The 25,389-nt window shown below is 71.8% G+C and carries 26 protein-coding genes; 13 read left to right on the top strand and 13 right to left on the bottom strand.

Going from position 1 to position 25,389, the window contains the following annotated elements:
• From HZS56_RS04595 to HZS56_RS04580, 4 genes are all read left to right on the top strand, one after another.
• Window positions 1-993, top strand: a complete 993-nt coding sequence (locus HZS56_RS04595; RefSeq protein WP_216719375.1) for an NAD-dependent epimerase/dehydratase family protein — start codon at window positions 1-3, stop codon at window positions 991-993.
• The gene (locus tag HZS56_RS04590) at window positions 990-1,973 is read left to right on the top strand and encodes a sugar kinase (RefSeq protein WP_308407995.1); all 984 of its coding nucleotides are present in this window, start codon (window positions 990-992) and stop codon (window positions 1,971-1,973) included. The genes HZS56_RS04595 and HZS56_RS04590 overlap by 4 nt, the downstream gene beginning before the upstream one ends.
• 76 nt (window positions 1,974-2,049) lie before the next feature.
• Window positions 2,050-2,712, top strand: coding sequence for a bifunctional 4-hydroxy-2-oxoglutarate aldolase/2-dehydro-3-deoxy-phosphogluconate aldolase (locus tag HZS56_RS04585; RefSeq protein WP_308407994.1), 663 nt, complete (start codon window positions 2,050-2,052; stop codon window positions 2,710-2,712).
• Between the two features lie 119 nt (window positions 2,713-2,831).
• On the top strand, window positions 2,832-3,494 hold the full coding sequence (locus HZS56_RS04580) for a histidine phosphatase family protein (RefSeq protein WP_216719374.1): 663 nt from the start codon (window positions 2,832-2,834) through the stop codon (window positions 3,492-3,494).
• A 102-nt stretch (window positions 3,495-3,596) separates the two neighbouring features.
• Here the strand turns inward: HZS56_RS04580 and HZS56_RS04575 are convergent, their stop codons facing one another.
• Both HZS56_RS04575 and HZS56_RS04570 read right to left on the bottom strand, forming a co-directional pair.
• Window positions 3,597-4,274 (bottom strand): maleylpyruvate isomerase family mycothiol-dependent enzyme, encoded by a 678-nt coding sequence (locus HZS56_RS04575; RefSeq protein ID WP_216719373.1) that lies wholly within the window; start codon window positions 4,272-4,274, stop codon window positions 3,597-3,599.
• A gap of 83 nt (window positions 4,275-4,357) precedes the next feature.
• On the bottom strand, window positions 4,358-4,819 hold the full coding sequence (locus HZS56_RS04570) for a MarR family winged helix-turn-helix transcriptional regulator (RefSeq protein ID WP_216719372.1): 462 nt from the start codon (window positions 4,817-4,819) through the stop codon (window positions 4,358-4,360).
• An 80-nt stretch (window positions 4,820-4,899) separates the two neighbouring features.
• Between HZS56_RS04570 and HZS56_RS04565 the strand changes: the two genes are divergently transcribed.
• Entirely contained in the window at window positions 4,900-5,280 is a 381-nt protein-coding gene (locus HZS56_RS04565) for a VOC family protein (protein ID WP_216719371.1), read from the top strand.
• A gap of 91 nt (window positions 5,281-5,371) precedes the next feature.
• On the opposite strand, the gene HZS56_RS04560 is transcribed toward HZS56_RS04565, so the two are convergent.
• From HZS56_RS04560 to HZS56_RS04550, 3 genes are all read right to left on the bottom strand, one after another.
• Window positions 5,372-6,247, bottom strand: coding sequence for a geranyl diphosphate 2-C-methyltransferase (locus HZS56_RS04560; protein WP_216719370.1), 876 nt, complete (start codon window positions 6,245-6,247; stop codon window positions 5,372-5,374).
• 65 nt (window positions 6,248-6,312) lie between these two features.
• Window positions 6,313-7,371, bottom strand: a complete 1,059-nt coding sequence (locus HZS56_RS04555) for a family 2 encapsulin nanocompartment cargo protein terpene cyclase (RefSeq protein ID WP_216719369.1) — start codon at window positions 7,369-7,371, stop codon at window positions 6,313-6,315.
• A gap of 19 nt (window positions 7,372-7,390) precedes the next feature.
• Window positions 7,391-8,833, bottom strand: a complete 1,443-nt coding sequence (locus HZS56_RS04550; RefSeq protein WP_308407993.1) for a family 2B encapsulin nanocompartment shell protein — start codon at window positions 8,831-8,833, stop codon at window positions 7,391-7,393.
• A gap of 314 nt (window positions 8,834-9,147) precedes the next feature.
• Between HZS56_RS04550 and HZS56_RS04545 the strand changes: the two genes are divergently transcribed.
• The gene (locus HZS56_RS04545) at window positions 9,148-9,447 is read left to right on the top strand and encodes a putative quinol monooxygenase (protein ID WP_216719367.1); all 300 of its coding nucleotides are present in this window, start codon (window positions 9,148-9,150) and stop codon (window positions 9,445-9,447) included.
• Between the two features lie 25 nt (window positions 9,448-9,472).
• Here HZS56_RS04545 and HZS56_RS04540 read toward each other — a convergent pair whose 3' ends face one another.
• Window positions 9,473-10,291, bottom strand: coding sequence for a class I SAM-dependent methyltransferase (locus HZS56_RS04540; RefSeq protein WP_216719366.1), 819 nt, complete (start codon window positions 10,289-10,291; stop codon window positions 9,473-9,475).
• Between the two features lie 72 nt (window positions 10,292-10,363).
• On the opposite strand from HZS56_RS04540, the gene HZS56_RS04535 reads away from it, so the two are divergent.
• The 3 genes from HZS56_RS04535 to HZS56_RS04525 all read left to right on the top strand — a co-directional run bounded on the left by HZS56_RS04535 (window position 10,364) and on the right by HZS56_RS04525 (window position 12,813).
• On the top strand, window positions 10,364-10,966 hold the full coding sequence (locus HZS56_RS04535) for a TetR/AcrR family transcriptional regulator (RefSeq protein WP_216719365.1): 603 nt from the start codon (window positions 10,364-10,366) through the stop codon (window positions 10,964-10,966).
• Between the two features lie 304 nt (window positions 10,967-11,270).
• Window positions 11,271-11,693, top strand: a complete 423-nt coding sequence (locus HZS56_RS04530; RefSeq protein WP_216719364.1) for a VOC family protein — start codon at window positions 11,271-11,273, stop codon at window positions 11,691-11,693.
• 88 nt (window positions 11,694-11,781) lie between these two features.
• Window positions 11,782-12,813 carry an aldo/keto reductase gene (locus tag HZS56_RS04525; RefSeq protein ID WP_216719363.1) on the top strand — a complete coding sequence of 344 codons (1,032 nt, stop codon included), beginning with the start codon at window positions 11,782-11,784 and terminating at the stop codon, window positions 12,811-12,813.
• A gap of 62 nt (window positions 12,814-12,875) precedes the next feature.
• Here HZS56_RS04525 and HZS56_RS04520 read toward each other — a convergent pair whose 3' ends face one another.
• Window positions 12,876-13,421 carry a TetR/AcrR family transcriptional regulator gene (locus HZS56_RS04520; protein WP_216719461.1) on the bottom strand — a complete coding sequence of 182 codons (546 nt, stop codon included), beginning with the start codon at window positions 13,419-13,421 and terminating at the stop codon, window positions 12,876-12,878.
• A gap of 221 nt (window positions 13,422-13,642) precedes the next feature.
• Here HZS56_RS04520 and HZS56_RS04515 point away from each other — a divergent pair, with 221 nt between their 5' ends.
• The 3 genes from HZS56_RS04515 to HZS56_RS04505 all read left to right on the top strand — a co-directional run bounded on the left by HZS56_RS04515 (window position 13,643) and on the right by HZS56_RS04505 (window position 16,021).
• The gene (locus HZS56_RS04515) at window positions 13,643-14,620 is read left to right on the top strand and encodes an alpha/beta hydrolase family protein (protein WP_216719362.1); all 978 of its coding nucleotides are present in this window, start codon (window positions 13,643-13,645) and stop codon (window positions 14,618-14,620) included.
• An 82-nt stretch (window positions 14,621-14,702) separates the two neighbouring features.
• Window positions 14,703-15,686, top strand: coding sequence for an SDR family NAD(P)-dependent oxidoreductase (locus tag HZS56_RS04510; RefSeq protein ID WP_216719361.1), 984 nt, complete (start codon window positions 14,703-14,705; stop codon window positions 15,684-15,686).
• Between the two features lie 89 nt (window positions 15,687-15,775).
• A complete protein-coding gene (locus HZS56_RS04505; protein ID WP_216719474.1) occupies window positions 15,776-16,021 on the top strand; it encodes a hypothetical protein in 246 nt (81 codons plus the stop codon).
• A 52-nt stretch (window positions 16,022-16,073) separates the two neighbouring features.
• On the opposite strand, the gene HZS56_RS04500 is transcribed toward HZS56_RS04505, so the two are convergent.
• From HZS56_RS04500 to HZS56_RS04475, 6 genes are all read right to left on the bottom strand, one after another.
• Window positions 16,074-17,513, bottom strand: coding sequence for an FGGY-family carbohydrate kinase (locus HZS56_RS04500; protein ID WP_216719360.1), 1,440 nt, complete (start codon window positions 17,511-17,513; stop codon window positions 16,074-16,076).
• Between the two features lie 110 nt (window positions 17,514-17,623).
• Entirely contained in the window at window positions 17,624-19,087 is a 1,464-nt protein-coding gene (locus tag HZS56_RS04495) for an FAD-binding oxidoreductase (RefSeq protein ID WP_216719359.1), read from the bottom strand.
• A gap of 74 nt (window positions 19,088-19,161) precedes the next feature.
• Window positions 19,162-19,938 (bottom strand): SDR family oxidoreductase, encoded by a 777-nt coding sequence (locus tag HZS56_RS04490; RefSeq protein ID WP_216719358.1) that lies wholly within the window; start codon window positions 19,936-19,938, stop codon window positions 19,162-19,164.
• A 15-nt stretch (window positions 19,939-19,953) separates the two neighbouring features.
• Window positions 19,954-21,225, bottom strand: coding sequence for an MFS transporter (locus HZS56_RS04485; protein ID WP_216719357.1), 1,272 nt, complete (start codon window positions 21,223-21,225; stop codon window positions 19,954-19,956).
• A gap of 242 nt (window positions 21,226-21,467) precedes the next feature.
• Window positions 21,468-22,037 (bottom strand): glycerol-3-phosphate responsive antiterminator, encoded by a 570-nt coding sequence (locus HZS56_RS04480; RefSeq protein WP_253913731.1) that lies wholly within the window; start codon window positions 22,035-22,037, stop codon window positions 21,468-21,470.
• A 71-nt stretch (window positions 22,038-22,108) separates the two neighbouring features.
• Entirely contained in the window at window positions 22,109-23,761 is a 1,653-nt protein-coding gene (locus tag HZS56_RS04475) for a carboxylesterase/lipase family protein (protein ID WP_216719356.1), read from the bottom strand.
• Window positions 23,762-24,152: 391 nt separating this feature from the next.
• On the opposite strand from HZS56_RS04475, the gene HZS56_RS04470 reads away from it, so the two are divergent.
• The gene (locus tag HZS56_RS04470) at window positions 24,153-25,172 is read left to right on the top strand and encodes a LacI family DNA-binding transcriptional regulator (protein WP_216719355.1); all 1,020 of its coding nucleotides are present in this window, start codon (window positions 24,153-24,155) and stop codon (window positions 25,170-25,172) included.
• The last annotated feature ends 217 nt before the right edge of the window (window positions 25,173-25,389 follow it).

Below are 25,389 nucleotides of genomic sequence, written 5' to 3'. Positions count from 1 at the left end.
ATGCACTATCTGGTCACCGGAGCCCGGGGCTTCGTGATGAGCGTCCTGGTGGAGCACCTGCTCACCACCGAGCCCGACGCCACCGTCACCGCCGTCGACCTCCACGGCGCCGACGACGTCCTCACCCGGTACCTCGGCGGGCACGGGCGGCGCGTGCGCCACGTCCGGGCCGACGTCACCGACGCCGCAGCGGTCACCGCCGCGGTCACGGCCGCCGCACCGGACGTGATCGTCCACGGTGCGACGGTCACCCACGACGCCACGACCGAGCGGCAGGACCCCGGACGGTTCGTCCGCGTCAACGTCGACGGCACGGCCCACGTCCTCGACGCCGCCCGGCGCACCGGCGGCGTGCGACGCGTCCTGCTGATCAGCAGCGGCGCCGTCTACGGCAGCTCTCCCGAGCGGCTGCTGACCGAGGACACGCCCACCGCGCCCGACGAGATGTACGGCGTCAGCAAGGTCGCCGGCGAACTCGTGGCACGACGGTTCAGCGAGCTGTACGGGCTGCACGTCCCCGTCGCCCGTCTGACCAAGATGTTCGGCCCCATGGAGCGACCCAGCACGGGTCGCGCCGTCATGTCCCTGCCGTACCACCTCGCCGCCGCCCGGCTGGAGGGCCGACCCGTCGACGTGACGGAGCGGACGCTGAACGCGGGCGGTGACTGGCTCGGCGCCGGACAGGCCGCCCGCGCCCTGCACACGCTGGCCGGGAGCGAGGGCGAAGGCAGCCGGGTCCACAACATCTCCAGCGGGGTTCGCACCACCGTCCCCGAACTCGTGGCTCACTTCGGAGTGACGGCCCGCACGGTCCCGGCCGACCGGGCCGCCGCGGACATGGACCCCACCGCGGAGACCGGCAAGAACGGCGTCTACGCCTGCGACCGCGCCCGGCGGGAGCTGGGCTGGACACCCGACGGCCTCGGGGAGCAGGTCGCCGAGTACGTCGATTGGGCGCGCCGGCACCCCGGCTTCTTCACGGACGGCCGGTGACCGCGGGAAGGGCCCGGCGCGGCGGGCTCGTCACCTTCGGTGAGTCGATGGGACGGGTCAGCGCCGACCAGATCGGGCTGCTCGACCTGTGCCGGAGCTTCACCCTCTCGGTCGGCGGCGCGGAGAGCAACGTCGCCATCGCCGCCGCGCGGCTGGGCGCCGACGCGACGTGGGCGGGCCGGCTGGGCGACGACAGCGTGGGGGACACGATCGAACGGCGGCTGCGGACCGAGGGCGTGCGCAGCCGGATCACCCGCGACAGCGGCTTCACCGGACTGATGGTCTGCACCCGCAGGACCAACGCCGGAATCCGCGTCGACTACCACCGCGCGGGCAGCGCCGGTTCCCGCCTGACCTGGGACGACATCGGCGACGACCTGATCCGTGAAGCATCCGTCCTCCATGTCACCGGCATCACGCCCGCCCTCGGCGACAGCGCACGCGACACGACACTGCGCGCCGTGCGCGCCGCGCGGGCGGCCGGGGTCACGGTGTCCGTGGACGTCAACTACCGGAGCAAGCTCTGGGCGCCCCACCGGGCCGCGCCCGTACTGCGCGAACTGGTGGCGGCGGCCGACCTCGTCTTCGCCGGACCCGAGGAGGCCGGCCTCGTCCTGGGCGCCCAGGACGACGACCCCGCGCACGCTTGCGACCCCCTCGGACGCGCCCGCGCCCTGACGGCGCTCGGGCCACGGGACGCGGTCGTCAAGGACGGGCCGCGGGGCTGTGCCGCCGTCCTCGGCGGGCGCGAGTACGTACGGGCCGCGGTGCCCGTGCGGACGGTGGATCCGGTCGGGGCCGGTGACGCGTTCGTGGCGGGCTACCTCGCGGAGCTGCTCGCCGGGGGCGACGCCGGGACCCGGCTGACGACCGCGACCCGGGCCGGGGCCTACGCCGTCACGGTCCCCGGAGACTGCGAGGGACTGCCGTTCCGGCACGAACTCGACTCCTTCGCGGCGGCCGAGGACGTCGCCCGCTGACCGCACCCGCGGACCCGCCCCCGGCCACCCCGCTGCCCCCTCGCTTCCCTCGTTCGCCCGACGAAAGACCTTCACCGTGCCCGCCACCCCGGACGACACCGTGCCCGCCACCCCGGACGGCTTCACCCGCTTCTTCGACCGCGCCTTCGCCGGCGCTCCGCTCATGGCCGTGCTGCGCGGGTACGCACCCGCGCGCACCGTCGAGCTGGCCACCCGGGCCTGGGACCTCGGCGTCACCCAGGTCGAGGTCCCCATCCAGGACGCCGGGGCGGTGGCGTCCCTCCACGCGGCCGTCGCCGCCGGGGCCCGCCGGAACCGGGGCGTGGGCGCCGGCACGGTCACCTCGCCCGAGCGGGTGCGTGCCGCGAGGCGGGCCGGTGCGGCGTTCACCGTCGCGCCCGGCCTCCACGACGACGTCATCGACCTGAGCCTCGACCTCGGCCTGCCCCACCTCCCGGGCGTCTCCACGCCGACGGAGGTGGGCCGGGCACAGCGGCGCGACCTCCACTGGGTCAAGGCCTTCCCGGCCGCCCAGCTCGGCCCCGGGTGGGTGACCGCACTGCGGGCGCCGTTCCCGGAGCTGCGCGTCGTCGCCACCGGCGGCATCGACGCGGGCAACGCCGCGGCCTTCCTCCGGGCCGGTGCACGCGCCGTCGCGCTGGGGTCGGCCCTGACCGACCCCGCACAACTCGACCGGGTCGTCCCGCTGCTGCCGGAGCACGGCACCGCCTGCGAGTAGACCGGCGGGGGAGCGCGGCAGCGGCGTGGCACAGTGGAGGGTGCCCGCCACCGTCCCGTCCCGCGCCCGGCCGCCGAGCCGCCCAGTACTCCAGCAGCCCCGAGGGAGCCTCTTCCCGTATGCGTCTCCTGCTCATCAGACACGGTCAGACCCCGTCCAACCTCAAGCACCTCCTGGACACGGCGGAGCCCGGTCCCGGTCTGACGGCCCTCGGAGAAGAACAGGCCGCGGCGCTGCCCGGGGCCCTGGCTCGCGAGAAGATCGACGCCCTGTACGCGTCGACGCTCGTACGCACGCAGCTGACCGCCGCGCCACTGGCCTCCGCGACCGGGCTCGACGTCCGTGTCCGGCCCGGTATCCGGGAACTGACCGCGGGCGACCTGGAGATGCGCGGCGACGAGGAGGCGGCGCGCGCCTACCTGCAGACCGCCTTCGCCTGGTCCGCGGGGGACGTGGCGCTGCGGATGCCGGGCGGGGAGGACGGAGCGGAGGCACTGGCACGCTACGACGCCGTCGTCGCCGAGGCGTACGCGAGCGGAGCGGGCACGGCGGCCATGATCAGCCACGGTGCCGCGATCCGGATGTGGGTGGCGGCCCGGGCCGACAACGTGGACATCGCCTACGCCGCCCGGCACGCCCTGGCGAACACCGGCGTCGTCGTCCTCTCCGGCTCGCCCGCACAGGGCTGGCGCGCACTGCTCTGGGAGGGCGACTCCGTGGGCCCCCTTCCGCACACACCGGACCCGGACGATCCCACGGGAGCCGCAGTCCCCGTGGAGTGAGCCGCGGGCCCGCCGCGGCGGTCTCCCGGCGCGGACGGGCCGGAAGACCGCACGTGCCGGCAGACCGGACGCCGGGTGTCACGCGCACCGTACGCCGCTGTGTCAGGCGGGCCCGCAGCGGCCTCGCAGGATCTCCACGCCCTCGCCCTCCAGGTCGTCGCAGTGCGCCGCGCGCCCGGTCATCGCCATCACCAGCGACAGGGTCGGACCGGACACGAGGGGCCCCGAGCCGGCGGCGAACGGACCGTCGTCCGCCGCGAGTCTCAGGCCGGCGACGCGCTTCCTGGCCACGACCACGAGGTCCGAACCCCGGTAGTACTCCGCGACCGCCGTGACGACCCCGGCCGGGTGGTCGCGGCGGATGCCCAGCGGGCGCCGGACGTCCTCCCCGTGCACGATGGTCTCGCCCAGCATGGCGATGGCCGGCAGGGGAGGCTTGGTCGTGCTCGACACGACGCGCCGGAAGCGTTCAAGGGTCTCGTCCGCAGTCGCGCCCAGTTGCTCGGCCAGCCGCATGGCCACCTGCCGGTCGAAGTCGAACCGGCAGCGGACCACACCGGCCAGCCACGTCACGGTGGTCAGACTCGCGCCCGCGGTCAGGTGCGCCAGCACCTCACGCACCGTCAGTTCCGTGCACAACGACGGTGTTGCCCACTCCTCGTCGGTCAGTTCCGCGAGATCGGCCGCCAACGCCGCCCGTTCGCAGTGGACGGAGGCCCAGACACCGCTCCCACGGTGGTGCTCCGCCGTCGTCGCCGGATCAGTCGCCGGACCAGTCATGGGGTGGGACTCCTGTTCATGGGCCGTGATCTGCCGTCGCCGTGGCAGACTCCCGCTCCGACGCGAACTCATCGGTGCGTCCGTCAGTCGTCGAGGGCTTCGGCCATGGCGTCGAGGTCGGCGAGCAGCGCCGTCAGGCGCTCTGCGGGAACCCCGGCGATCATGCGCTTCTCGATGGCGTAGACGGCGCCGCGGGCGGCGTGCAGGCGCTCACGTCCGGCAGGCGTGAGGTGCACGGGCAGGGCACGGCCGTGTTCGGCGGCCGACGGCCGGGTGATCAGGCCGGCGTCCCGGAGGCCGCGCAGGACGACGTTGGCCGACTGCCGGGTGACGAAGGTGCCGCGGGCGAGGCCGGCGTTGGACAGGCCGGGCCGCTCGTCGAGGAGCTCCAGGCAGGAGTACTGCGGGACCGTCAGCCCATGTTCGCGCAGCGCTCTGTCCATGGCGTTGCGCAGGGCCGCAGAGGTGCGTTTGAGGCGATACCCCACGTGCTCGGTGACGTCGCGGGCCGGGTGGGGCGCGGGGACGGGAGTCCGATCCTTCATGTCAACATTTTGACATGCCGACGTCCGTGCGGCTACCTTCGCTGATGTCAAAGTCCTGACATCAAAGTTCCGGAGGAACCATGACCGCCACCGTCGAAGGGCCCGACTTCATCGCCCTGCAGGTCACGGACGTGCCCGCGGCCGCCGCCTTCTTCGAGAGGCACCTCGGGCTGCGTCGCGCCCCCGTCTCTCCGCCGGGGGCCGTCGTCTTCGCCACCGCCCCGATCCCGTTCGCCGTCCGTGAGCCGCTGGCCGGGACCGACCTTTCCGCCGACTCCGTCCCGGGCCTCGGTGTGGCGCTGTGGCTGCGCACGGACGACGCCCACCGGCTGCACGCACAGCTCGTCGACGCCGGAGTCGAGGTCGCCGGACCCGTACGGGACACCCCTTTCGGGCCGGCGTTCACCCTCACCGGCCCCGAGGGCTACCGGCTCACCGTCCACGGAGCCCGCCGGGACTGACCACGACCGTCGCCGGCCGGCGCCCCGTCGCGGCGGCCGACTACGGCCGACGGCCCGCCCTGTCCGCCGGCCGTCGGCCCTGCCGGGCAGCTCACACCCGGTCGGCCACGATCATCAGGTACTGGAAGCTGCCGTTGCGGTACGCCGTGAGGAAGGTGTCCTCGATTCCGGTGACGAGGTGCTCGGCGTTGCGGCGCAGTTCCCAGTACGGGACGGTGGCCGCGGTGAGGTCCTGCACGTGTACGGGGACGAGGCGGTTGCGCGCCATGGCCCGGAAGTACGCCGAGCGGGGATGGATGTCGCAGATGTAGTGGGCGTTGATCAGGGACACCTCGCGCGAGGCCTGGCCGTAGGTGTCGTTGTAGCACCCCGTGATCACCGCGTACCGGCCGCCGCGGCGCAGGAGGCGGGCGTGCTCGGCGAACAGCAGGTCCAGCTCGACGTACATCGTGGACTCGTTGTTCCAGGAGGCCGCGTAGGCGCCGGTGTCGAGACCGGTGTCGAGCATGTTGCGGTGGTGGTAGCGCACCTTGCCGTCCACGCCGCGCCTGCGTGCCTGCTCGTTGGCGAAGTCCGCCTGCTTGCGGGAGATGGTCACCCCGTCGGTGCGGCAGCCGTAGCGCAGGTGGGCGACGATGCTGCCGCCGCCGCGTCCGCAGCCGGCGTCGAAGACCCGGTCGGTGGGGGAGAGGTTCCCGAGCTGCGAGGCGAGGAGCTCGGCCTGGCTGTGCTCCAGCCGGTGCAGTTCGTGGGTGATCCGTTCCCGTCGCTGCTCCGGGTCCGGCTCGTTCAGCACCGAGGTGTCGGCGTCACCGATGCCGTAGTGGTGGTGGTACAGGTCGTCGAGTCTGCCGAGTTCGAGGTTGACCGGGTTCTCTTCGGCGTTCCAGTACTCCGCGACGCGGTTCTGGTAGGTGGACTGGGTGGGGAACGGCGCGGGGGTGGTGCCGGTGTGGGCGGTGGTCAACGATGGCTCCCTGTTGCTGTGGTGCGTGTTCCGGTCTGCCGGCTGCGGGCGGGGCGGGGCGCCGCTCACCAGTAGTCGGGCAGGCTGTAGCGCTGGGTGTTGGATGCGTGCCACTCGTGGTTGCCGGAGACCCAGTCGGCGAGGCCCCGGGCGTATCGCTCGACGAGTGGCGAGGTCTCGGACAGCAGGGCGGACTCCGTCTCGAAGGCCTCCATGATCTCGTTGTGGATGTCGACGCTGCGCAGATAGGCGGCCTTCAGGCCGCACCGGTCGTTCGCGGCGACCACCTGGGGCAGGTTCAGGTGTTCGGGGTCGCTGGCCAGTTCCTTGGTGAAGGAGTACAGGTCGTTGACGATGGTGGTGGCATTGCAGGCGAGGACGGTGATCCGCTGCATCTCGGGACGGGCGTAGACGGCTTCCGGCAGTTCGTAGCCGTCCACGGCGTCGACGACGGACAGACAGGGCCGGAAGTTGTTGAACTGGCGCATCACCAGGTACTCCCAGACGCGGGGCATGTGACGCGTCTGGGCCCAGGAGGCCTCCGCCAGATAGCCCAGGTGGAGCCGGGCCAGGTCGTGCACGAGACGGCCGGTCTGGCTGGGCGTGGCGACGGCCGTGAAGTCCTTCAGGGCCCAGTGGTACGAACGGAGGGGACCGTCGGCCTGCACGCCGACGCGCCAGTCCTGCTCGGCCTCGGGGGTGCCGTGGAAGGGGTCCAGGGCGGACTGGGCCACGATCAGCCGGCCGCCGAGGCCGAGCCGTGCGCCGCCCCGGCCCTCGTCCTCCTCGCAGTAGCAGCTGTCGACGATGTTCTCGGCCAGCAGCAGCTTTCCGGCGACGGTGAGGCGGTCCATGTCGGCCGCCCCGGGATGCTGGAGAGCGACGGCGCGGCCGAACTGGAACTGTGCGAAGTCCCCGCTCCACTGAGGGGGGAACAGGTCGAGTGCGCGGGCCCAGGTCTCGAGCCTGCGGTCGATCTCGGCAGCCTTCTCCGGGTCGGCCGGAGCGACCGGCCGGTACTTGAGTCCCGGAACGGCCGTGTCGCCCCGGGCGCGCAGTGACCGGGCGGGACTCGGCGGGCCCGGCAGCGAGAACGCGGGCGTGCTGTTGGCGGTGGTACTCATGGTCAGGTGCTCCACCCGGTCAGTCGGCGACACGGCCGAGCTGGACGTTCTCCAGGACACCGGCCGCGTCGGGTACGAGGATGGCCAGCGAGTAGTAGGCGGTCACGAGGTAGTTGACGACGGCGGCGCTGTTCACGCCCATCCAGCGCACGTTCAGTCCGGGCTCGTACTCCTCGGGGATCCCGGTCTGGTAGAGGCCCACGACACCCTGGTCCGCCTCGCCCGTGCGCAACGCGACGATGCTCGTGGTGTGGGAACCGGAGACGGGGATCTTGCCGCACGGAAAGATCGGGACGCCCCGCCAGGCGGGGACCTGGTGCCCGTTGACCGCGGCGGAACCGGGCACCAGACCGCGTTTGCTGCACTGCCGGAAGAAGGCGGCGATCGCCTTCGGGTGGGCGAGGAACAGCCGTGTCCCGCGGCGCATGGACAGCAGTTCGTCCATGTCGTCGGGGGTGGGCGGGCCGGTGGACGTGCTGATGCGCTCCGTGTGGTCGACGTTGTGCAGCAGGCCGAAGTCCCGGTTGTTCACGAGCTCCCACTCCTGGCGCTCGCGGATCTCCTCGATGGTCAGCCGCAGTTGCTGCCGGGTCTGGTCCATGGGGCCGTTGAAGAGATCGGCGACCCTGGTGTGCACGCGCAGCACGGTCTGGGTCAGGGACAGCTCGTACTCGCGCGGCGCGAGTTCGTAGTCGACGAAGCCGCCCGGCAGCGTCGGTTCACCTCTGTGGCCGGCCCGCACGGGGACATCGGCCTCACCCCTGCGGTTCACCGGCAGACGCTGCCGCTTCGCGTGGGCCGCGAGGTGGGCGGCGAGCGAGGGCACCCGGCCGATGAGCCCGCGGAGCTCGTCCCGCGCCAGCACCAGCACCACAGCGGGCGTCTCGGCGCGCACCGACGTCCGCCACCGCGGGTCGGACCGGCCGATGGCCTCGTCGCCCAGGTGGTCGCCGTCGCTCACCACCCCGAGGACCTCTTCCTCGCCGTATCTGCCGGCCGTGTACCGGGTGAGGCGGCCGTGCGCCACCAGCAAGGTCTCGGTGACGGGCCGGCCCGCCTCGTGCAGGACCTGCCCCGCCCGGACCTCCCGGACCGAGAAACGGCCGGCCAGCTCCTCGAGGACCCCTTGATCGGCGTACCCCCGCAGGGCGGGCAGCTCGGCCAGGGTCTGCGGGACCACCCGGACGTCGTCCGCGCCGTTGTGCTCGAACTGGACCCGTCCCCGGCCGGTCCTGAGGAGCAGACGGCGGTTGACGCGGTAGGTGCCGCCGCCGACGTCCACCCACGGCAGCTGCCTGATCAGCCAACGCGAGGAGATGCCCCGCATCTGGGGCTCCGACTTGTGGGTCGTCGCCAACTGGCGCGCGGCGTGCGTGCCGAGACTGGTGAGCGGGTTCTCCGCAGGCGCCGCGGGCCCGGATGCGTCGGTGACCGGACCCGTGACACTGTCCGGAGCGGACACGTGGCCTCCCAGAGGAACGAGCAGAAGTGAGCGGGAACGGCCGGTGGTGCACGAGGTGGCCGTGCGCAAGGACAAGACAACCAGTGCCGGGCATCGCGCCGATACGGCGTGAAGGGGGCGGTCTTCGCGTCCGGTGGCACAAACATCCATCACGAGGCGAACGGCGCACAACGGACCCGTCCGCACGCCCCACCGCAGGACAGCCGCCACAGCCGCCCCGCGGGGCCCAGGACGCCTGTTGAGTTCGGGTGCCCGGTCCGGCAGGGTGCTGCCGTGGCGCACGTCCGGTGCGCCCGGGGAGACAGGAGCGCGGCGTGGCCTACGGCTGCCTGGCATCGATGAAGACCCGGCCCGGCTTCCGCGAGGAAGTCGTCTCGATCCTCCTGAGTGCCGTCGGCGGCCTGCGGGAAGCGGGATGCGACATCTACGTCGTCGGCCGGTCCGAGGAGGACGACACGACGATCTGGGTGACGGAGGTCTGGAAGACCAGGGAGCACCACGACGCTTCGCTGGAACTGCCCGGGGCGAAGGAGGCGATCGGCCGGGCCATGCCCATGCTGACGGGCGAGTTCACCAAGCAGGAGGTCTCGGTCGCGGGTGGCCTCGGTCTGTGACGGTCCCTTCGCGGGGAAGGAGCGGTCAGGGAGTCCCGGAGCGCGCGGCTGTCGTCGCCAGCGTGGTGTACCGCATCGTGAAACGGCCGCCCAGGGCGTCGACGGCACGGCCGACGTCGCTCAGGATCCCGGTCAGCTGGTCGGGGCGCAGCCGGGTGAGGCCGCCGGTGGTCGGGAGCAGGGCCAGCCACTGGTCGCGGGTGTAGGGGCGGGTCCAGTCGAAGCGCCACTGCTCGGGCTCGTCGAACTGCCCCGTCCCGCGAATCGTGTCGGCGATCTTCGTGTATCCCGCCCGGTACTCCTCGATCGGCCGTCGTGCCGGCCGGCTGCCGAACGGGGAGTCGGGAACGAGCCGGCGGCAGGCGGCCGCGAACGGCTCGGCCACCTCCTCGGGCGGCTCGAAAACGTGCCCGAAGACCGCCAGTCGCCCGTGCGGGCGCAGCACCCGGGCCGCCTTCACGGCGCCGACGGCCGGGTCCACCCAGTGCCACGACTGGGCGGCGATCACCGTGTCGAACGTCCGTCCGGCCGGCTCCCAGGCCTCGAAGGTCGCCACCTCGGCCCGCAGGCCGCGTGCGCGGGCGAAGCCGGCCATCCGCGCGTCCGGCTCGACGCCGAGGACGGTGCAGCCCGCGGCCCGGAACTGACGGGCCGCGATGCCCGTGCCGCAGCCGACGTCCAGTACGTCAGGGCCCGGGCTGCCGTCGACGACACGCGTCACCAGGTCGACGGGGTAATCGGGACGGGCCTCGTCGTAGCGGTGCGCGTCCCTGCCGAAGGACTCTGCCATCTGCCGAGCCAGGTGCGGCTGCTGCTCCGGCTGCGCCGGCGGTAAAGTGGGCATGCGGTCACTTTAGTGGGCGCATGCCCACTTGCCAACCGGTGCCAGGGTTCTGGCGCAGGAGAGGATGCACGAGTGCCCACCGGCGTACACCTCCGCGACGCGCGGCAGCAGTTGTTCGACGCGGCGGAACGAGTGCTCCTGCGGGACGGGCCGAACGGTCTGACCAGCCGGGCCGTCACCGACGAGGCGTCCTGCGCCAAAGGCGTCCTGCACCGGCACTTCGGCGACTTCGACGCCTTTCTCGCCGAACTCGTCCTCGACCGCGCCGCGCAGCTGGAGGCCGAGGCGCACACGCTGCGCGAGGCGGTCGGCACCGGGACCGTGACCGGCAACCTCACGAGCGCGCTCACCACCCTGTTCGGGCCGGTTCCGCTGGCGATCGTCCCGCTGATCACCTTCCGGGACGGGCTGCGCGCGCGGCTGAAGCAGGCCGTCCCCGAAGGCGGCATCGCGATCCTGGCCCAGGTCGCGGCCGCGGTGCGCGCCTATCTGACCGAGGAACGCACGGCGGGGCGCATCTCGGCCGACGCGGACATCGACTCGCTCACTCTCTCCCTGGTCGGCGGCGGGCACCTGCTGTTCACCGGCCACGCATCCGGCCCACCGGCCGCGTCGGCGGTCGACCGGCTGGTGGCCACGGTGCTCGCCGACGTCGTGCGCCGCCGGCCGCGCTGAGACGCGGTCCGCGTCGGGCACTGGTCGGCGAGGGGGGCACTGGCCGGCGGCGGGCACTGGTCCGTGCGCGTCGGCCGCCGCGGGCCGGTTCACCGAGGTCCCGTGTCCGCACCGCACCGCCCCACGCCACGCGCGCGAAGCCCGGGGTGCCCGGCGCCGGCGAGCGCACCGGCACTCTGCCCTGCGGATAGCGGACCGAACCTGTCCGCTACTGGTGGAACGGTGTACCGCAGAGCCGGACGCCGGGCGACGCGCCCCGCGAACACCGGTTCTTCCCAAGCCCGTCAGGTGTCAAGGAGAACCCATGTCCGTCACGACCACCACCCACCTCAACTTCCGGGGCAGCGCACGCGAGGCCCTCGACTTCTACCAGTCCGTCTTCGGCGGACGGACCTCGGCCCTCACCTACAAGGACATGGGCAACGTGCAGAACGAGAACGAAGCCGACTGGATCGTGTGGGGAGAGGTCGTGGCCGACAACGGCTTCCACGTCATGGCCTACGACGTCCCCTCGCACCTGCCCTGGGACCAGGGACGGCAGTCCTTCTTCGTCTCTGTGCGCGGCGCCGACACCACCGAGATCAGCGCCCTGTGGGACAAGCTCGCCCAGGGCGCCACGGTCACGCAGCCGCTGGAGCCCTCCCCGTGGGCGACGCTGTACGGCATGCTCACCGACCGCTTCGGAGTGACCTGGGTCCTGGACGTCCCCGCGCCCTACAACGGCTGAGCGCGACCGTCCCGCACCGGGCGCCGGCCGTTCCCCCCACGGCGGCCGGCGCCCGGCCCACCAAGGATTCGAGAGGAACGGCACACCCATGCGGATGCGACAGCTCGGCCGCAGCGGCATCAAGGTCAGCCCCTACTGCCTGGGCACCATGATGTTCGGCCCCAACGGCAACCGCGACGAGGCCGAGTGCGTGGCCATGACCCACCGGGCCCTGGACGCGGGCATCAACTTCGTCGACACCGCCGACGTGTACGGCTACAGCGAGAGCGAGACGATTCTCGGCAGGGCCCTCAAGGGCCGGCGCGACGACGTCGTGCTCGCCACCAAGTTCAACGGCCCCATGGGAGACGACCCCAACAGCGTCGGCAGTTCACGTCGCTGGATCATGAGAGCAGTGGAAGGGTCGCTGCGCCGGCTGCAGACCGACCACATCGACCTCTACCAGATCCATCACCCCGACCCCGACACGGACATGGAGGAGACCCTCTCCGCCCTCACCGACCTGGTCCGCGCCGGCAAGGTGCGAGCCATCGGCACCTCCAACCTGCCGGCCGCCGACATCGTGGAGACCCAGTGGCTCGCCGAGCGGCGCGGACTGCACCGGCCGCGCACGGAACAGCCCACCTACTCCCTCCTCAGCCGCGGCATCGAGCGTGACGTCCTGCCCGCCTGCCGGCGCTACGGCATGGGCGTGCTGACGTGGGGGCCCCTGTCCATGGGGATGCTCACCGGCCGTTACCGCAAGGGGCAGGCCCCGCCGGACAACGCCAGGATGCGCTGGGTGCCGGGGCACCTCACCGACGCGGGGAAGCTCGACGTGGTCGAGCGGCTCCTCGACGTCGCCGAGCAGGCAGGCCTGCGCCTGCACCACATGGCCATGGCGTTCACCACCACCCACCCGGACGTGACCTCGGCGATCATCGGGCCGCGCACCACGGAACAGCTCGAGGACCTGCTCGCAGCCGCGTCCGTGCGCCTCGACGACGACGTCCTGGACGAGATCGACGCGATCGTCCCGCCCGGCACCGACCTCGGCCCGCTCGACATCTCCTACGCGCCGCCCCCGCTCACCCGCCCGGCCCTTCGCCGCCGCCCCGCCGGGGAGCGCGCGGCCGCCTGAGCCGCCGCGGCCGTACCGCCGCCCCTGCGGCTGCCCGGGCCGGCTCAGCGGCCGCGGGCGGGTCAGGGGCGGCGCAGGCCCTGCAGCAGCAGTGCGATCAGCCGCCGGGGGTCGTACCGGGGATCGTCGTCGTGGCCGATGCAGAGGTTGCCGATGCCGCGCAGCAGTTCGTAGGGGTGGGTGCCGGGCCGGATCTCCCCGGCCTCGGCCGCGGCGTCGAGCAACCGCGCGGCGACCGGCTGCAGCCGGTCGAGGAAGTAGGCGTGCAGCGGGGCGAAGCGGCTGCTGTCCGACTGCAGCGCGTGGGCGAGACCGTGCTTGGTGACCAGGAGGTCGGCGAAGAGGCCGACCCACCGCCGCAGTGCGGCGAACGGGGACCCTTCCTCGGCCAGAAATCTCGGACCGGCCTCGGCGCACTCCTCGATCTGGTGGCGGAAGACGGCCACGACGAGGTCCGCGCGGGTCGGGAAGTGCCGGTAGATCGTCCCCATGCCGACGCCCGCCCGGGCAGCGATCCGGCGGATCGGCGCGTCGACGCCCGAGCCGACGAACACCTCGGCGGCCGCGGCCAGCAGCTTCTCCTGGTTGCGCCGGGCGTCGGCGCGCATGCGCCGTCCCGTCCCGCCCGTGTCCGACCCGTCCGTGGTGGGCACCGCGTTCTCCTTCTCATGGCATGCAGAGCGATTCGGAACGATACTCCGCTTGTTAACCGGAACAATGTTCCGTAAAGTAAGTGGAGCGATGCTCCGATTGCTGTCCCCGGCGGCGACCGGACGTTTCGTGCCCCATGGGGCCACCATCCGCCGGCGTGCCGAAAGGACCAACGACCATGCCCGCATCCACCCCCGCTCCCGCCCCCGGCACCGTCCGCGGGGCCACGCCCGTCCTGTCCTACGCCCCCGTGACGCTGCGGGTACCCGGCCGGCCCGCCGACCTGACGCTGCGGGTCACCGCGCCCGCGACCGGCACCGATCTGCCGCTCATCCTGCTCTCCCACGGTCACGGCGGGTCCCTCAGCCTTTCCTCGGAGGACGGCTACGCGCCGATCGCCCACCGGTGGGCGGCCGACGGATTCGTCGTGGTCCAGCCCACCCACCTCAGCTCCCGGCGGCTCGGCCACCTCTGGGAGACCACCGCGGGAGCGCCGCTGTTCTGGCGCTCCCGCGCCGAGGACATGACCCACATCCTCGACCGCCTCGACGAGATCGAGAAGGCCGTGCCGCTGCTGGCCGGGCGCCTCGACCGCGACGCCGTCGCCGTCGCCGGGCACTCCCTGGGCGGTTCGACGGCCGAGCTCCTGCTGGGCGCCGGGGTCACCGACCCCGACTCCCGGGAGCCGGTGAGCCTCCTCGAACCGCGGATCGGACAGGGCGTGCTGCTGGCCGCGCCCGGCCGGGGCGGCGACACCCTCAACGGGCCGATGGCCGACCAGGTGCCGGTCTTCCGCACACTCGACTTCTCCACGATGACCCGGCCCGCGCTGGTGGTGGCCGGCGACCAGGACGACTCCCGGCACTTCACGGACATGGGGCCGGCCTGGCACTACGACCCGTACCACCTCGCTCCCGGGGCCAAGACCCTGCTCACCGTCTTCGGCGCCGGGCACCTGCTCGGCGGGATCCAGGGGTACGACGCGGCCGAGAGCGCCCAGTTGTCGGACGAGAACCCGGGACACGTTGCCGCGATCGCCCGGCTGACCGCGGCCTACCTCCGCTCCCGGTTCGGCCGGGGCGACGACGCCTGGAAGCAGGCCCGGGAGGAGCTGACGACCGGCCCCGACGCGGTCGGACGCGTCGAGTCGAAGTAGGCGGACCGGTGGACCGCAGCCCGGGCCGGGTCAGGGCCCGTCGAGACACGGCGGCACGCCGCCCGCACGAGAGGACACGCACATGACGCACCAGCAGCAGCCCATCGGGTCCGGATTCACACCGGCGTCGACAGCCGACGACGTCCTCGCCGGCACCGACCTGACCGGCCGGAACGTCGTCGTCACCGGTGGACACGCGGGCATCGGCCGCGAAGTGAGCCGGGCCCTGGCGGCCCGTGGTGCCTCGGTGACCGCCGGGTCACGCCACCCGGAACGGGCGCGTGAGGCCCTGGCCGGCATCGACGGCGCCGGCGCCGAACGGCTCGACCTGGCCGACCCCGCCTCGGCCGACGCGTTCGCCGAGCGGTGGAACCGGTCCGGACGCCCCCTCCACGTTCTCGTCAACTGCGCGGCCGTGGCGGCGCCGGAGCGGCGGGAGGCCGACGCGCGCGGCTACGAGATGCAGTTCGCGGTCAACCACCTCGGACACTTCCAGCTCACCCGCGCCCTGCTGCCCGCCCTGCGCGCGGCGCACGGCGCCCGGGTCGTCAACGTCACCTCCGGCGCCCACCGCTTCTCCACCATCCGCTGGGACGACCCGCACTTCGACTCCGGCGACTACACCCCCGAACTGGCGTACGCCCAGTCGAAGAACGCCAACGTGCTCTTCGCGGTGGAGCTGGACCGCCGCTGGGCCGAGGACGGCATCCGCGGTTACTCGGCCCACCCGGGCGTGGTCGTGGGCACGGCGCTCAACGGCGCGGCCGGAACGGACGGGCTGCGTGCCGCCGGACTCGTCGACGAGGACGGCAGGCCGGTCATCGACCCGGTGGCCGGGAAGAAGACCGTGCAGCAGGGTGCCGCGACCATCGTGTTCGGTGCCGTGAGCCCGCTCCTCGCGGGCATCGGCGGCGTCTACCTGAAGGACTGCGATGTGGCCCCGCTGGACGACGAGCACCGGCCGCTGACGGCGGACAGCCTCCCGGCGGACGCGGCGTCGCACTCGCTCGACCCGCAGAACGCCCTGCGACTCTGGGAGCTGAGCGAGCGGCTGCTCCAACCCTGACGGCGGACCGGGAGCGGCGCGGCCCTCCGGGGCCCCGGAATCCGGCCCGGCGCCTTCGGGCGAGCCCCGGGTGCGCGTAGTCTCATCGGGTGACACAACGGGCGACGAAGAAGCGCAGGACCGGCGCCCCGGCGGCGGCACCCCGTCCGGAGGTGGCCGCCACGGCGGCCGCGTTCCTGGACGGCCAGCAGATCACGTCGACGCAGTGCGGGCTGTGCGGCACGGAGATCGCCGGAGTCAACGGGCGCTACTCCTGCGGGGTCTGCGGATGGACCAACCCGTGGTGGGAGGGGACCAGAACGCTGCCCGGCGCTGCGGACGACGTCCAGGGATGAGGCGGCCGGCCCGCCGCACGCGTCCGGCACACCGCCACGACGGCCACGGCCGTCAGCCGAAGACGTCGTACGTACGACGGTAGAGCGCGTCGGTGTGCGCGCGGACGTCCCGGTGCACCGCCTCCAGCCGGCGGTAGAGGTCGTGGTTCGCCCGGTCCGGGAGGAAGACCTCACCGGGACGGACCATCCTGTCCGTGGCCTCCTCGAAGCCGGAGTACACACCGACGCCCACGGCCGCGCAGATCGCGGCGCCGAGGCCCGCGGCGCTCGACGCCTCGGCACGGCGGGCCGGGAGGCCGTGCACGTCGGCCTGGATCCGCATCATCAGGTCGGAACGTGAACCGCCGCCGGAGACGATGACCTCCCGGTATGCGGTGCCGAGTTCGCGCGCCATGGCCTGCGTCGTGTCGTGCACCGTCATGGCGAGTGCCTCCAGGAGGGACCGGTGGACGTGGAAGCGGCCGTGCCGCCCGTCGAAGCCCAGCATCGTGCCCTTGCGGAAGGGGGCGTCGTCCGGGGCGAGCCAGTCGAGGACGGTCAGCAGCCCGTCGGAGCCCGGCGGCACCTTTGCCGCCCCGGCGCTCAGCCAGTCCTCGACGTGCATACCGGCCGCACGCGCCCCGGCCGCGGCCTCCTCCCCGAGCAGGTCGCGGTACCAGCTGACCGTCCACATGCCGCGCCGGACCCCGCCGGACTCGTACAGGTAGGAGTGCGGCACGGCGGCGTAGTTCACCCAGAAGTCCGCCGGGCCGGTGACGTTGCGCGGCCCCGTCGCCATGCCGGCCACGTAGGTACCGAGCGAGACCAGCAGGGTGTCGGGGTCGCGCAGCCCGCAGCCGAGGGCCTCGACCGCCTTGTCGTTGGCGGTGGCGATCACGGGGACGCCGGCGGGGATGCCGGTGTGGCGCGACGCGTCCGCCGTCACCTCGCCCAGGACCTCTCCCGGCTGCACCAGGTCGAAGAGCTGCTCGCGCCGCAGGCCGTACTTCCCGATCTCGGCGTCGTCGTCGCTCCACTGCCAGGTGTCCGGGTCCAGGGGCCACATCCCGGCGTAGTTGGCCGCCGTGTCCCGGAAGTTCCCCGTCATCCGGTGCCCGATGTAGCCGGAGCTGGTCGTGACGCGGGCGGCAGCTTCGGAGGTGTCCCGGTGGGGCAGGCCGACCCGCTCGTCCATCCAGCTCATGACCGGCTGGGCGAGCGAGCCGTCGGCCTTCAGTACGGCCCGGCAGAACCGGATGGTGCACAGTCCCACGCCCACGATGTCCGCCGGGTCCCCGCCGAAGGCGGCGAGAGCGGACCGGCTCGCCGCGCCGATCGACGTCCACAGGTCGTCGTCCGGATGCTCCACGACACCGGGGCGGCGTGTGTCGTAGGGGCGCAGTGCCTGGCGGCCCTCGCCGACGACGCGTCCCTCGGTGTCGAAGACGGTCACTTTGGACGACTGCGAGCCGTTGTCGATGCCGACGAAGTAGCGGGGACGGGAACGGGACATGGCCACTCCGGAGAGGTCGCGCGGGGTCGGGAAGGGAAGAAGGGGAAGGGAGCGGGCCCCGGGGGCCGGTGCGGGAGCGCCCCGGGGCCCGGAGGTGCCAGGCGCCCGGCTCAGGCGTCCAGCGGGAAGATGGTGCCCCTGTTCATGATCCCGTTGGGGTCGAACGTCTCCTTGAGCCCGGCGAGGATCCGGTAGGCGCTGCCGTGCTCCTGGGCGGTCCACGGAGCACGGTACTTCCCGATGCCGTGGTGGTGGACCATGGAGCCGCCCGCCCTGAGGGCCTCCTCGACGATGATCGCGTTGAGCGGGATGTGGTACTTCTCGATCTCCTCGCGGGGCTCGCAGTTGATCCGGTAGTCGTAGACGAAGTAGAGGTTCGTGCCCGTCTGGTAGCTGTGCGAGGAGTGGGCGCCCAGCAGGACCAGGTCGTCGGCGGCCGGGAACTCCGTGCGGATGCGGCGGATCACGTTGTCGTACAGCTCGACGGTGCGCGACCAGTCGACGGAGACCTCGGTCGTGTAGCCGAGTTCGGCCTCGGCCAGCATGGCCTGCTTCTCCGCCTCGATCTTGTCGGGGCCCCAGTTGAGGTTGCCGAACCACTCCTCGATCAGCCGCGGGTCGACCCGCTCGTGCGCATACTGGGACACCACGCGCTCGATCTCGTCACTGGTGGCGCGCACGATGCCCCGGGGCCCCTCGGCGACGAAGACCACCACCACCTTGTCCCGGCAGAAGTGCGAGAAGTGCTGTCGGGCGTCGTCGGGCGAGTAGACGCGGACGACCGACGGCCTGAACCCGTTGGTGACGACCTCACGGATCACCTTGACACCGGTGGCCATGTCGTCGACGAGGAAGCCGTGGAACTCGTTGTTCTCCGGCTGGTACCTGAAGACCTTGACGGTCACCTCGGTGATGTAGCAGAGAGCCCCCTCGTTGCCGATGACGACGTGCCGGACGTCCGGGCCGGCCGCACGCCGCGGCACGTTCTTGATCCGGGTGACCGTGCCGTCGGGGAAGACCGCCTCCAGTCCCACGACCATGTCCTCGATCGCGCCGTACAGCGTGGAGAACTGGCCGATGGAGCGGGTCGAGACGAGACCGCCGTACTGGGCCAGCGGCTTGGACTGCGGGGAGTGGCCCGTGGTGAGCCCCTGGGCGCGCAGCTTGTCCTCCAGCACCTGCAGCGGTACTCCGCACTCGACCGTCACCTGCATGTTCTCGGCGTCGATGGCGAGGATGGCGTCCATCCCGGAGCCGTCGAGCACGATGGTGTCCTCGACCGCGGTCTCCAGCCCGCCCTCGGTGCCGGTGCGGCCGGTCCGTGCGACGACGTTGATCCCGTGGTCGTTCGCGAAGGCCAGGACCTTCGAGACGTCCTGGGTGGAACGGGCGTTGACGATCGCGGCCGGGATCGGGCCGTCGAAGATGCCGTGCACCGACTGGTACTTCTTGAACCGGTCGACGCTCGCGAGCCTGAGCTGCTCGCCGTCCGTGACGACCTGCTCGGGGGAGAGCAGGTCGCACAGACGGGCGACGATGTCCGCGCGGTTCGGCCTGGAGAGCGACTGGGCCATGGTGATCTACCTCTTGGTGTGCTTCGTGCGGGGGTGCGGGTGTGTGGGCGGGTACGGCCGGTGGGGGATGCGGATCAGCGGACCAGATAACCCCCGTCCACCGGCAGGACATGTCCGTTGACGTAGTCCGAGGCCCGGGAGGCGAGGAAGACCGTCGCCCCCATCAGGTCGGCGGCCTCGCCCCAGCGCCCGGCCGGGATGTGTTCCAGGACGCGCCGGTTGCTCTCGGGGTCCGCCCGCGTCGCCTCCGTGATCCTGGTCGCGAAGTAGCCGGGCGCGATGGCGTTGACCTGGATGTTGTGCTGGGCGAGCTCGTCGCAGTACGCCTTGGTGAAGCCGGCGATGCCGTGCTTGGTCGCCGCGTAGGCGGGGGAGAACCGGCCGCCGAGGAAGGAGAACATCGAGGCGATGTTGATGATCTTTCCGGAGCGCTGCGGAACCATGAACCGGATCGCCTCGTGACTCAGCTCGAACGGCGCCGTGAGATTGATCCCGACCATGGGGTCCCACTGCTCGCGGCCGAACCTTCGGACCTCCGCGAGGGTGCAGATGCCCGCGGAGTTCACCACGATGTCGACCTTTCCGAAGGCCTCCGCGCAGCCCTCGACGACCCGCCGGGGCACGCCCGGCTCGGTCAGGTCCGCCCTCATGAACTCCATGCGGCGGCCTTCGGCCTCGACCAGCTTGCCGGTGGTCCCGTCGTCCTCGGCCACGGACGGTACGAACACGTCGGCGCCCGCCTTGGCGAGGGCCAGCGAGAAGGCCCGGCCGAGGCCGGTGTTGCCGCCGGTGACGATGGCGCTTTGGCCGTCGAGGGAGAAGAAGTCCCGGCTGAACTCGGTGATGTCCATGGAGAGTGACCTTCCTCAGACGGTGGGGGTCGGTGTGGTGGCGGCCGGCGCGGCCGCCGCACGCGCGGCGAGTTCCCGGCGCCGGACGCGGACGGTGAGTGTGGTGAACAGCAGGCCGAGCAGGGCTGCGGCCAGCAGGAAGACGAACATGGTGGTGTAGCCGCCGCCGTGCTCGGGCACCGCGGGATCGGCCGAGGGATCACCGATCCACCAGGCGGCGAGCGAGGGCAGGAACGCGTCCGGCAGGAACGCGATCCCGGAGACCAGGCCGATCACGCCGCCGCGCTCGTCGGCCGGGATCTCCACCTCCCCGACGGTGGCGAAGTAGACCCCGCGGCTCGCGAAGACGAACAGGCAGAGCAGGAACATCAGGGCGACGGCGACCCAGCCGAAGGCCGTGCTGCGCGGCAGTACGAGGAACAGCGCGGCGGCGGCCGCGCACCCCAGGAACATCCACCGCAGGAACAGCGGTGTCGACCTGGTGACCTTGTCGACGACCACACCGCCCGCGGGCCCGGCGGCGAACTGGAACACATAGGTGCGCACGACACCGATGACCCCGACCAGACCTGCCGCGATTCCGTAGCGGTATTCCAGCAGGGGCGAGAAATACCCGAGCGTGGTGTAGAAGCAGTACATCATCATGACGGTGAGCCCGATGAGCCAGGTGTACTTGTTCCGGGCCGCCCGCCACAACTGTTCCAGGGTGACGGTGCTGGAATCCAGCGCGGCCGGTTTCTCCTCGTCTTCGCGGCTCTCGTCCACGAAGAACCAGACGAGTGCCGCGAAGACGAATGCGAGTATTCCGTAGATCCGGATGAGCCAGGTGACACCCGCCGCCTGTGTGACGGCCGTGGCCACCAGCGCGGCGCCGACGAATCCCACCAGGGTGGAGGTGACACCGCGCGCACCCTCGAGAAAACCGAAGAGCCGGCCCTGTTCCGAGGCGTCGCCCAGCATTCCGACGGCCTTGAGCAGCGCCGGCCAGTAGAGGCCGGTTCCCATGACCGCCATGAGGGCGTGCGCGACGAGCGTGCCGGTGTAGCCGGGCGCCTGCGCGATGTACAGGTCCAGTGCGCCGGTACCGGCCAGACCCAGTGCGACCAGGGCCTTCGGCGGGAACCTGTCGGCGAACCAGCCTCCCGCGAAGTACATGACGATCGCCACGACGCCGAACACGGAGATGATGTTGCCGTAGTCCTGCGCCGAAAGGTGCAGCGCCTCGGCCGTGGGCCCCAGAAAGACGAAGCGGATGTAGGCGACCTGGAAGATGATGCCGCATGACATCGACAGGATCAGGAATCCCGTCCATTTCCGCGCTCGGTTCACATTCCACCTCGTTGTGGTTCGCGATGGGCAACAAAAAAAGAACAGCAACTCTCGACGGGCGAGGAGTTACTGTTCTCTGGTCTCTAGTAACTGCTCCGGCACTGGGGCAGGAGCCGATATGGGATTGTGGCGGCGGGTCGTCGGCCGCGGGGCAAACCTAGAGTGACGATCCGGGGAGTGTCAAGGGACCGCCTTCCGTGTCACATCTCCCAGACATCGGTGTTCGACGACGCGATGGCGCTCGCACCCGCCTTGAGCGCGGCGAACACGTCGTCCCGGTCGCAGACCAGGCCGCCCGCGATGAGCGGCACGTCGATGTCGGCGACCACCCAGGAGATGACCCGGGGCATGCACCCGGGCAGGATCTCCACGCAGTCGGCCTGCGAGGCCCGCACCTGCGGGGCAAGCTTGCGGTACGAGAGCGAGTCGATGAGGAAAAAGCGGTGCACGGCGTAGAGGCCGAGTGCGCGGGCGGCGCGCACCATGAACGCCTTGGAGCTGAGGACCCCGTCGGCGGACGTCCGCTCCTTCACGTAACGGACGACGATCTCCTTGCCGGCGAAGCCCTCCAGCAGATCGACGTTGACCAGGACCGTCCGGCCGTCCCGCTTCAGACGGTCGACGATCTCCGGCAGGTCGAGGACCGTGCCGTAGAGCAGGAAGACGATGCGGCAGTCGGAACGCAGCACGGCCTCCAGGCCCTCCGCGTCCTTGACGCTGGCGACGACCGGGCTCTCCTCCAGGAGGGCGGGCAGGGGCGGGGTGTCCAAGGAGTACTCCTGGCAACGGCGGGCGGGATCCTCCCAGGGTAGGACGACCCCGCTTGCCACGGTGCGCTCCGTCACCCGGAAGACCGGCCGCCGGCCGACCCCGGCCGCGCGCTCGCCCTCCGGTCGGTGGCGTCGAGGACCAGACTGCGCGGCCACTGGTCCCAGTGGGTGCCCAGGCCCCGGTGCTGCGGACGGCCGGTGCGCACGAACGCGCGGATGCTGTCCGTCATCAGCTTCGACAACTCCAGGCGGCCGGGTTCGTTGCGCCGGCCGAAGGCGAACGTGAACAGTCCTTCGTCGAAGGTGCCGAAGACGAAGGGCAGGTCCATGGCGTGCGCCGAACCGTAGACGGTGTCGAACGGCGCCGGCTCCTGGTTCCAGCCGAACTGGTAGTAGTACAGGTGCTTGTTGCCCGCCTCCTTCATGGAGTCCATGGAGTCGTGGACGATTCCGGTGAAGATGCTGTCGGTCAGCTCTCCGGCCGCCTCGTTCCATCCGCCGGGCCCGTCGGCCGGCAGGTAGCGGTCGGTGATGAAGTCACGCACCTCGAAGGCGGACGGCTTGTCGGGATCGAAGAAGTACTGCAGGGTGAAGCGTTCGCGGTCGGTCGGGCGGTAGGCGTCGACGAGTGACCCGAAGAGCTTCCCCTCCTCGAAGGTGTTGCCGGCCAGAACGGGTATGTCGCGGAACCGGCCCGTCCTGATGGCCTCGTGGTAGTCCTCGGGCAGGACGACGCCGTCCGCCAGCACCGCCGGCGGATCGCCGACCGCGGCACCGCGGCGCACCTGCGCCCGCACCACGTCGTCCGCGGACATCCCCCGCAGCCGCTGCACGGCCTCCTCCGGGCTCCCGCCCGGGCCGACGGCCTCGTCCCGGAAGTCCTCGGCGTAGCCGCGGGCCTGTTCCGGCGAGGAGAACTTGAGCCCGCCGCTGAGCGGGACCGCCTTGTCCATCAGGCCCCTGCTCAGGGGCGACGTCATGAGGGCCCACACGTTGACGGCGCCGGCTGACTCGCCCATCACGGTCACGTTCGACGCGTCGCCGCCGAAGGCCGACACGTTGCGACGGACGAACCGAAGGGCCTCGATCTGGTCCAGTGTCCCGAAATTGCCCGAGTCGCCGACCGGGTCGCCGGTCTTGAGCCCGGGCAGGTCGAGCCAGCCGAAGACCCCCAGCCGGTAGTTGACGGTGACCACGACCGCGTCGGCGCGGCGTGCCAGCGCGCGCCCGTCGTACATCGGGTCCGCCGAGTACCCGACCACATTGCTTCCGCCGTGGACGAACACGATGACCGGCAGGTCCTTCTTCGCCGTCGAGGGACGGTACACGTTGAGGGTGAGACAGTCCTCGGCGCCCACGGGCTTGTTCAAGCCGTCCCGGACGTCCAGCCCGTAGTGCGGGCCGCTCGGCGCCGGGCTGAAGAGACGTCCCTGCTGGATGCAGCCGTCCCCGTACTCGGTGGCGTCCCGCAGGCCCCGCCACGGCCGGTGCGTCACGGGAGCGCGCCAGCGCAGCGGTCCGACGGGCGGTTGCGCGTAGGGGATGCCCAGCCAGGAGTAAGTGCCGCTCGACCGTCTCTGGTCGAGCCCCTCGACCTTGCCCAGGTCGGTCCGGACCACGGTGGTCCGGTGGCCGCCCCGGCCGCCGTCCGCCGGCACCGCGTTCGTCGGTGCGGCCGCCAGCACCGTGCCGAGCAGCACGGCGGCCACACGCCTCGTCGTCATCACTGTCTCCACTCCCTTCGTACGGGGGGCTTGCTGACCGGGCCGGGGGAGGGACTCCGGGCAGCCCGATGTGGTGGCCGTCACTGTAGGAAGGGGCACGCGGCGTCATGAGGTGGGAATGCTCCATAGTTGCCGCCGGTCCGGTGGGAAGAAGAACCACCGCCGGCGCGACGACCGCGACGTGCCCGGTTCGGAGCAGACGGTGCCGGCATGTGAGGATGTGGTGACGCCGCCGCGGGCACCCGGGAACGGGCCGTCAATGCGCTTGTCAGCGCGCGGAGTCGGGCTGTATAACGTTGTAAAAACGCCCGGTGACTTGGAGCCAGGTCGGAGTGGGGGGCGGGCCACCGCACACCGGGCACTCAAGAGGGTCGCATCGGAGGGAACCGACGTGCGGGTCAGCCTCAAGGACGTAGCCGCGCACGCGGGAGTCTCCGTCAAGACCGTCTCCAACGTGGTCAACGACTACCCGTATGTCACCGCGGCCATGCGGGAACGCGTCCAGCGGTCCATCGACGAGCTCGGGTACCGGCCGAACCTGACCGCACGCCACCTGCGCAAGGGGCGCACCGGAATCATCGCGCTCGCCCTGCCCGAGCTCGGCAACCCCTACTTCGCCGAACTCGCCGCCGCCGTCATCGACGCGGCCGCCGCACACGACTACACCGTGCTGCTCGACCACACCGGCGGGCGCCGGGAGCAGGAGATCCTGGTCAGCCAGGGGTTCCGGGCCAGGGTGATCGACGGGCTCATCCTCAGCCCCATCGAGCTGGAGACGGAGGACCTGCGCGACCGCACGGAGGACGTGCCGCTGGTGCTCCTCGGTGAACGGGACTACGACCTCCCGTACGACCACATCGCCATCGACAACGTCGCGGCGGCCCGTGCCGCGGTCCGCCACCTGATCGGCCTCGGCCGCCGGGAGGTGGCGTTCATCGGCGACCGGCGCGGTCGCAGCGAACCCGCCCAACTGCGCGTGCGCGGCTGGCGCGAGGAGCTCGCCGCCGCCGGGCTCCCCGCCGACGACGGGCTGGTCGCCGACACCGACGGCTGGGGGCACGCGGACGGCGCCGCGGCCATGGCCCGGATCCTGGAGGCAGGGCGGCGGCCCGACGCGGTCTTCGCCTACAACGACCTGGTGGCCATCGGGGCGATGCGGGTGCTGCACGAGCGGGGGCTGCGGGTGCCCGAGGACATCGCGGTCGTCGGTTTTGACGACGTCGTGGAGGGGCGGTTCGGCGCGGTGACGCTCACCTCGGTGTCGCCGGACAAGGAGGCCATCGGCCGGCTCGCGGTGGAGTCGGTGCTGGCCAGGCTCGGCGGCAAGCCGTCCGAGCCGCGCCGCTTCCGGGCCGACCACCGGCTCGCGGAGCGGGAGAGCACGCTGGGCCGCGGCGCGGCGAACGCCTGACGCACGACAGCCGTCGGCGGTTCCGCACGCCGATGCCGTGCGCGCGGCTGACATCGTTGTCGCCGTACTGAACGCCCCAGTCTCGACGAGGCGTCAGGTGCGAGTCAACAGGCGGGTGGGAGTTCGGTCACGGGTCGTGCACGAGGGGTTTACAGCGTTCTTGCAACGATATAAAAACCTCTCTGACAGCACCCTGCCGACGGGTGGTCCCGGCCGG

This window comes from Streptomyces mayonensis (assembly GCF_018982965.1).
GTDB classification, from domain to species: domain Bacteria; phylum Actinomycetota; class Actinomycetes; order Streptomycetales; family Streptomycetaceae; genus Streptomyces; species Streptomyces mayonensis.
Note: the sequence above shows the minus strand (reverse complement) of the source record. Positions and strands in the feature narration are given on the sequence as shown.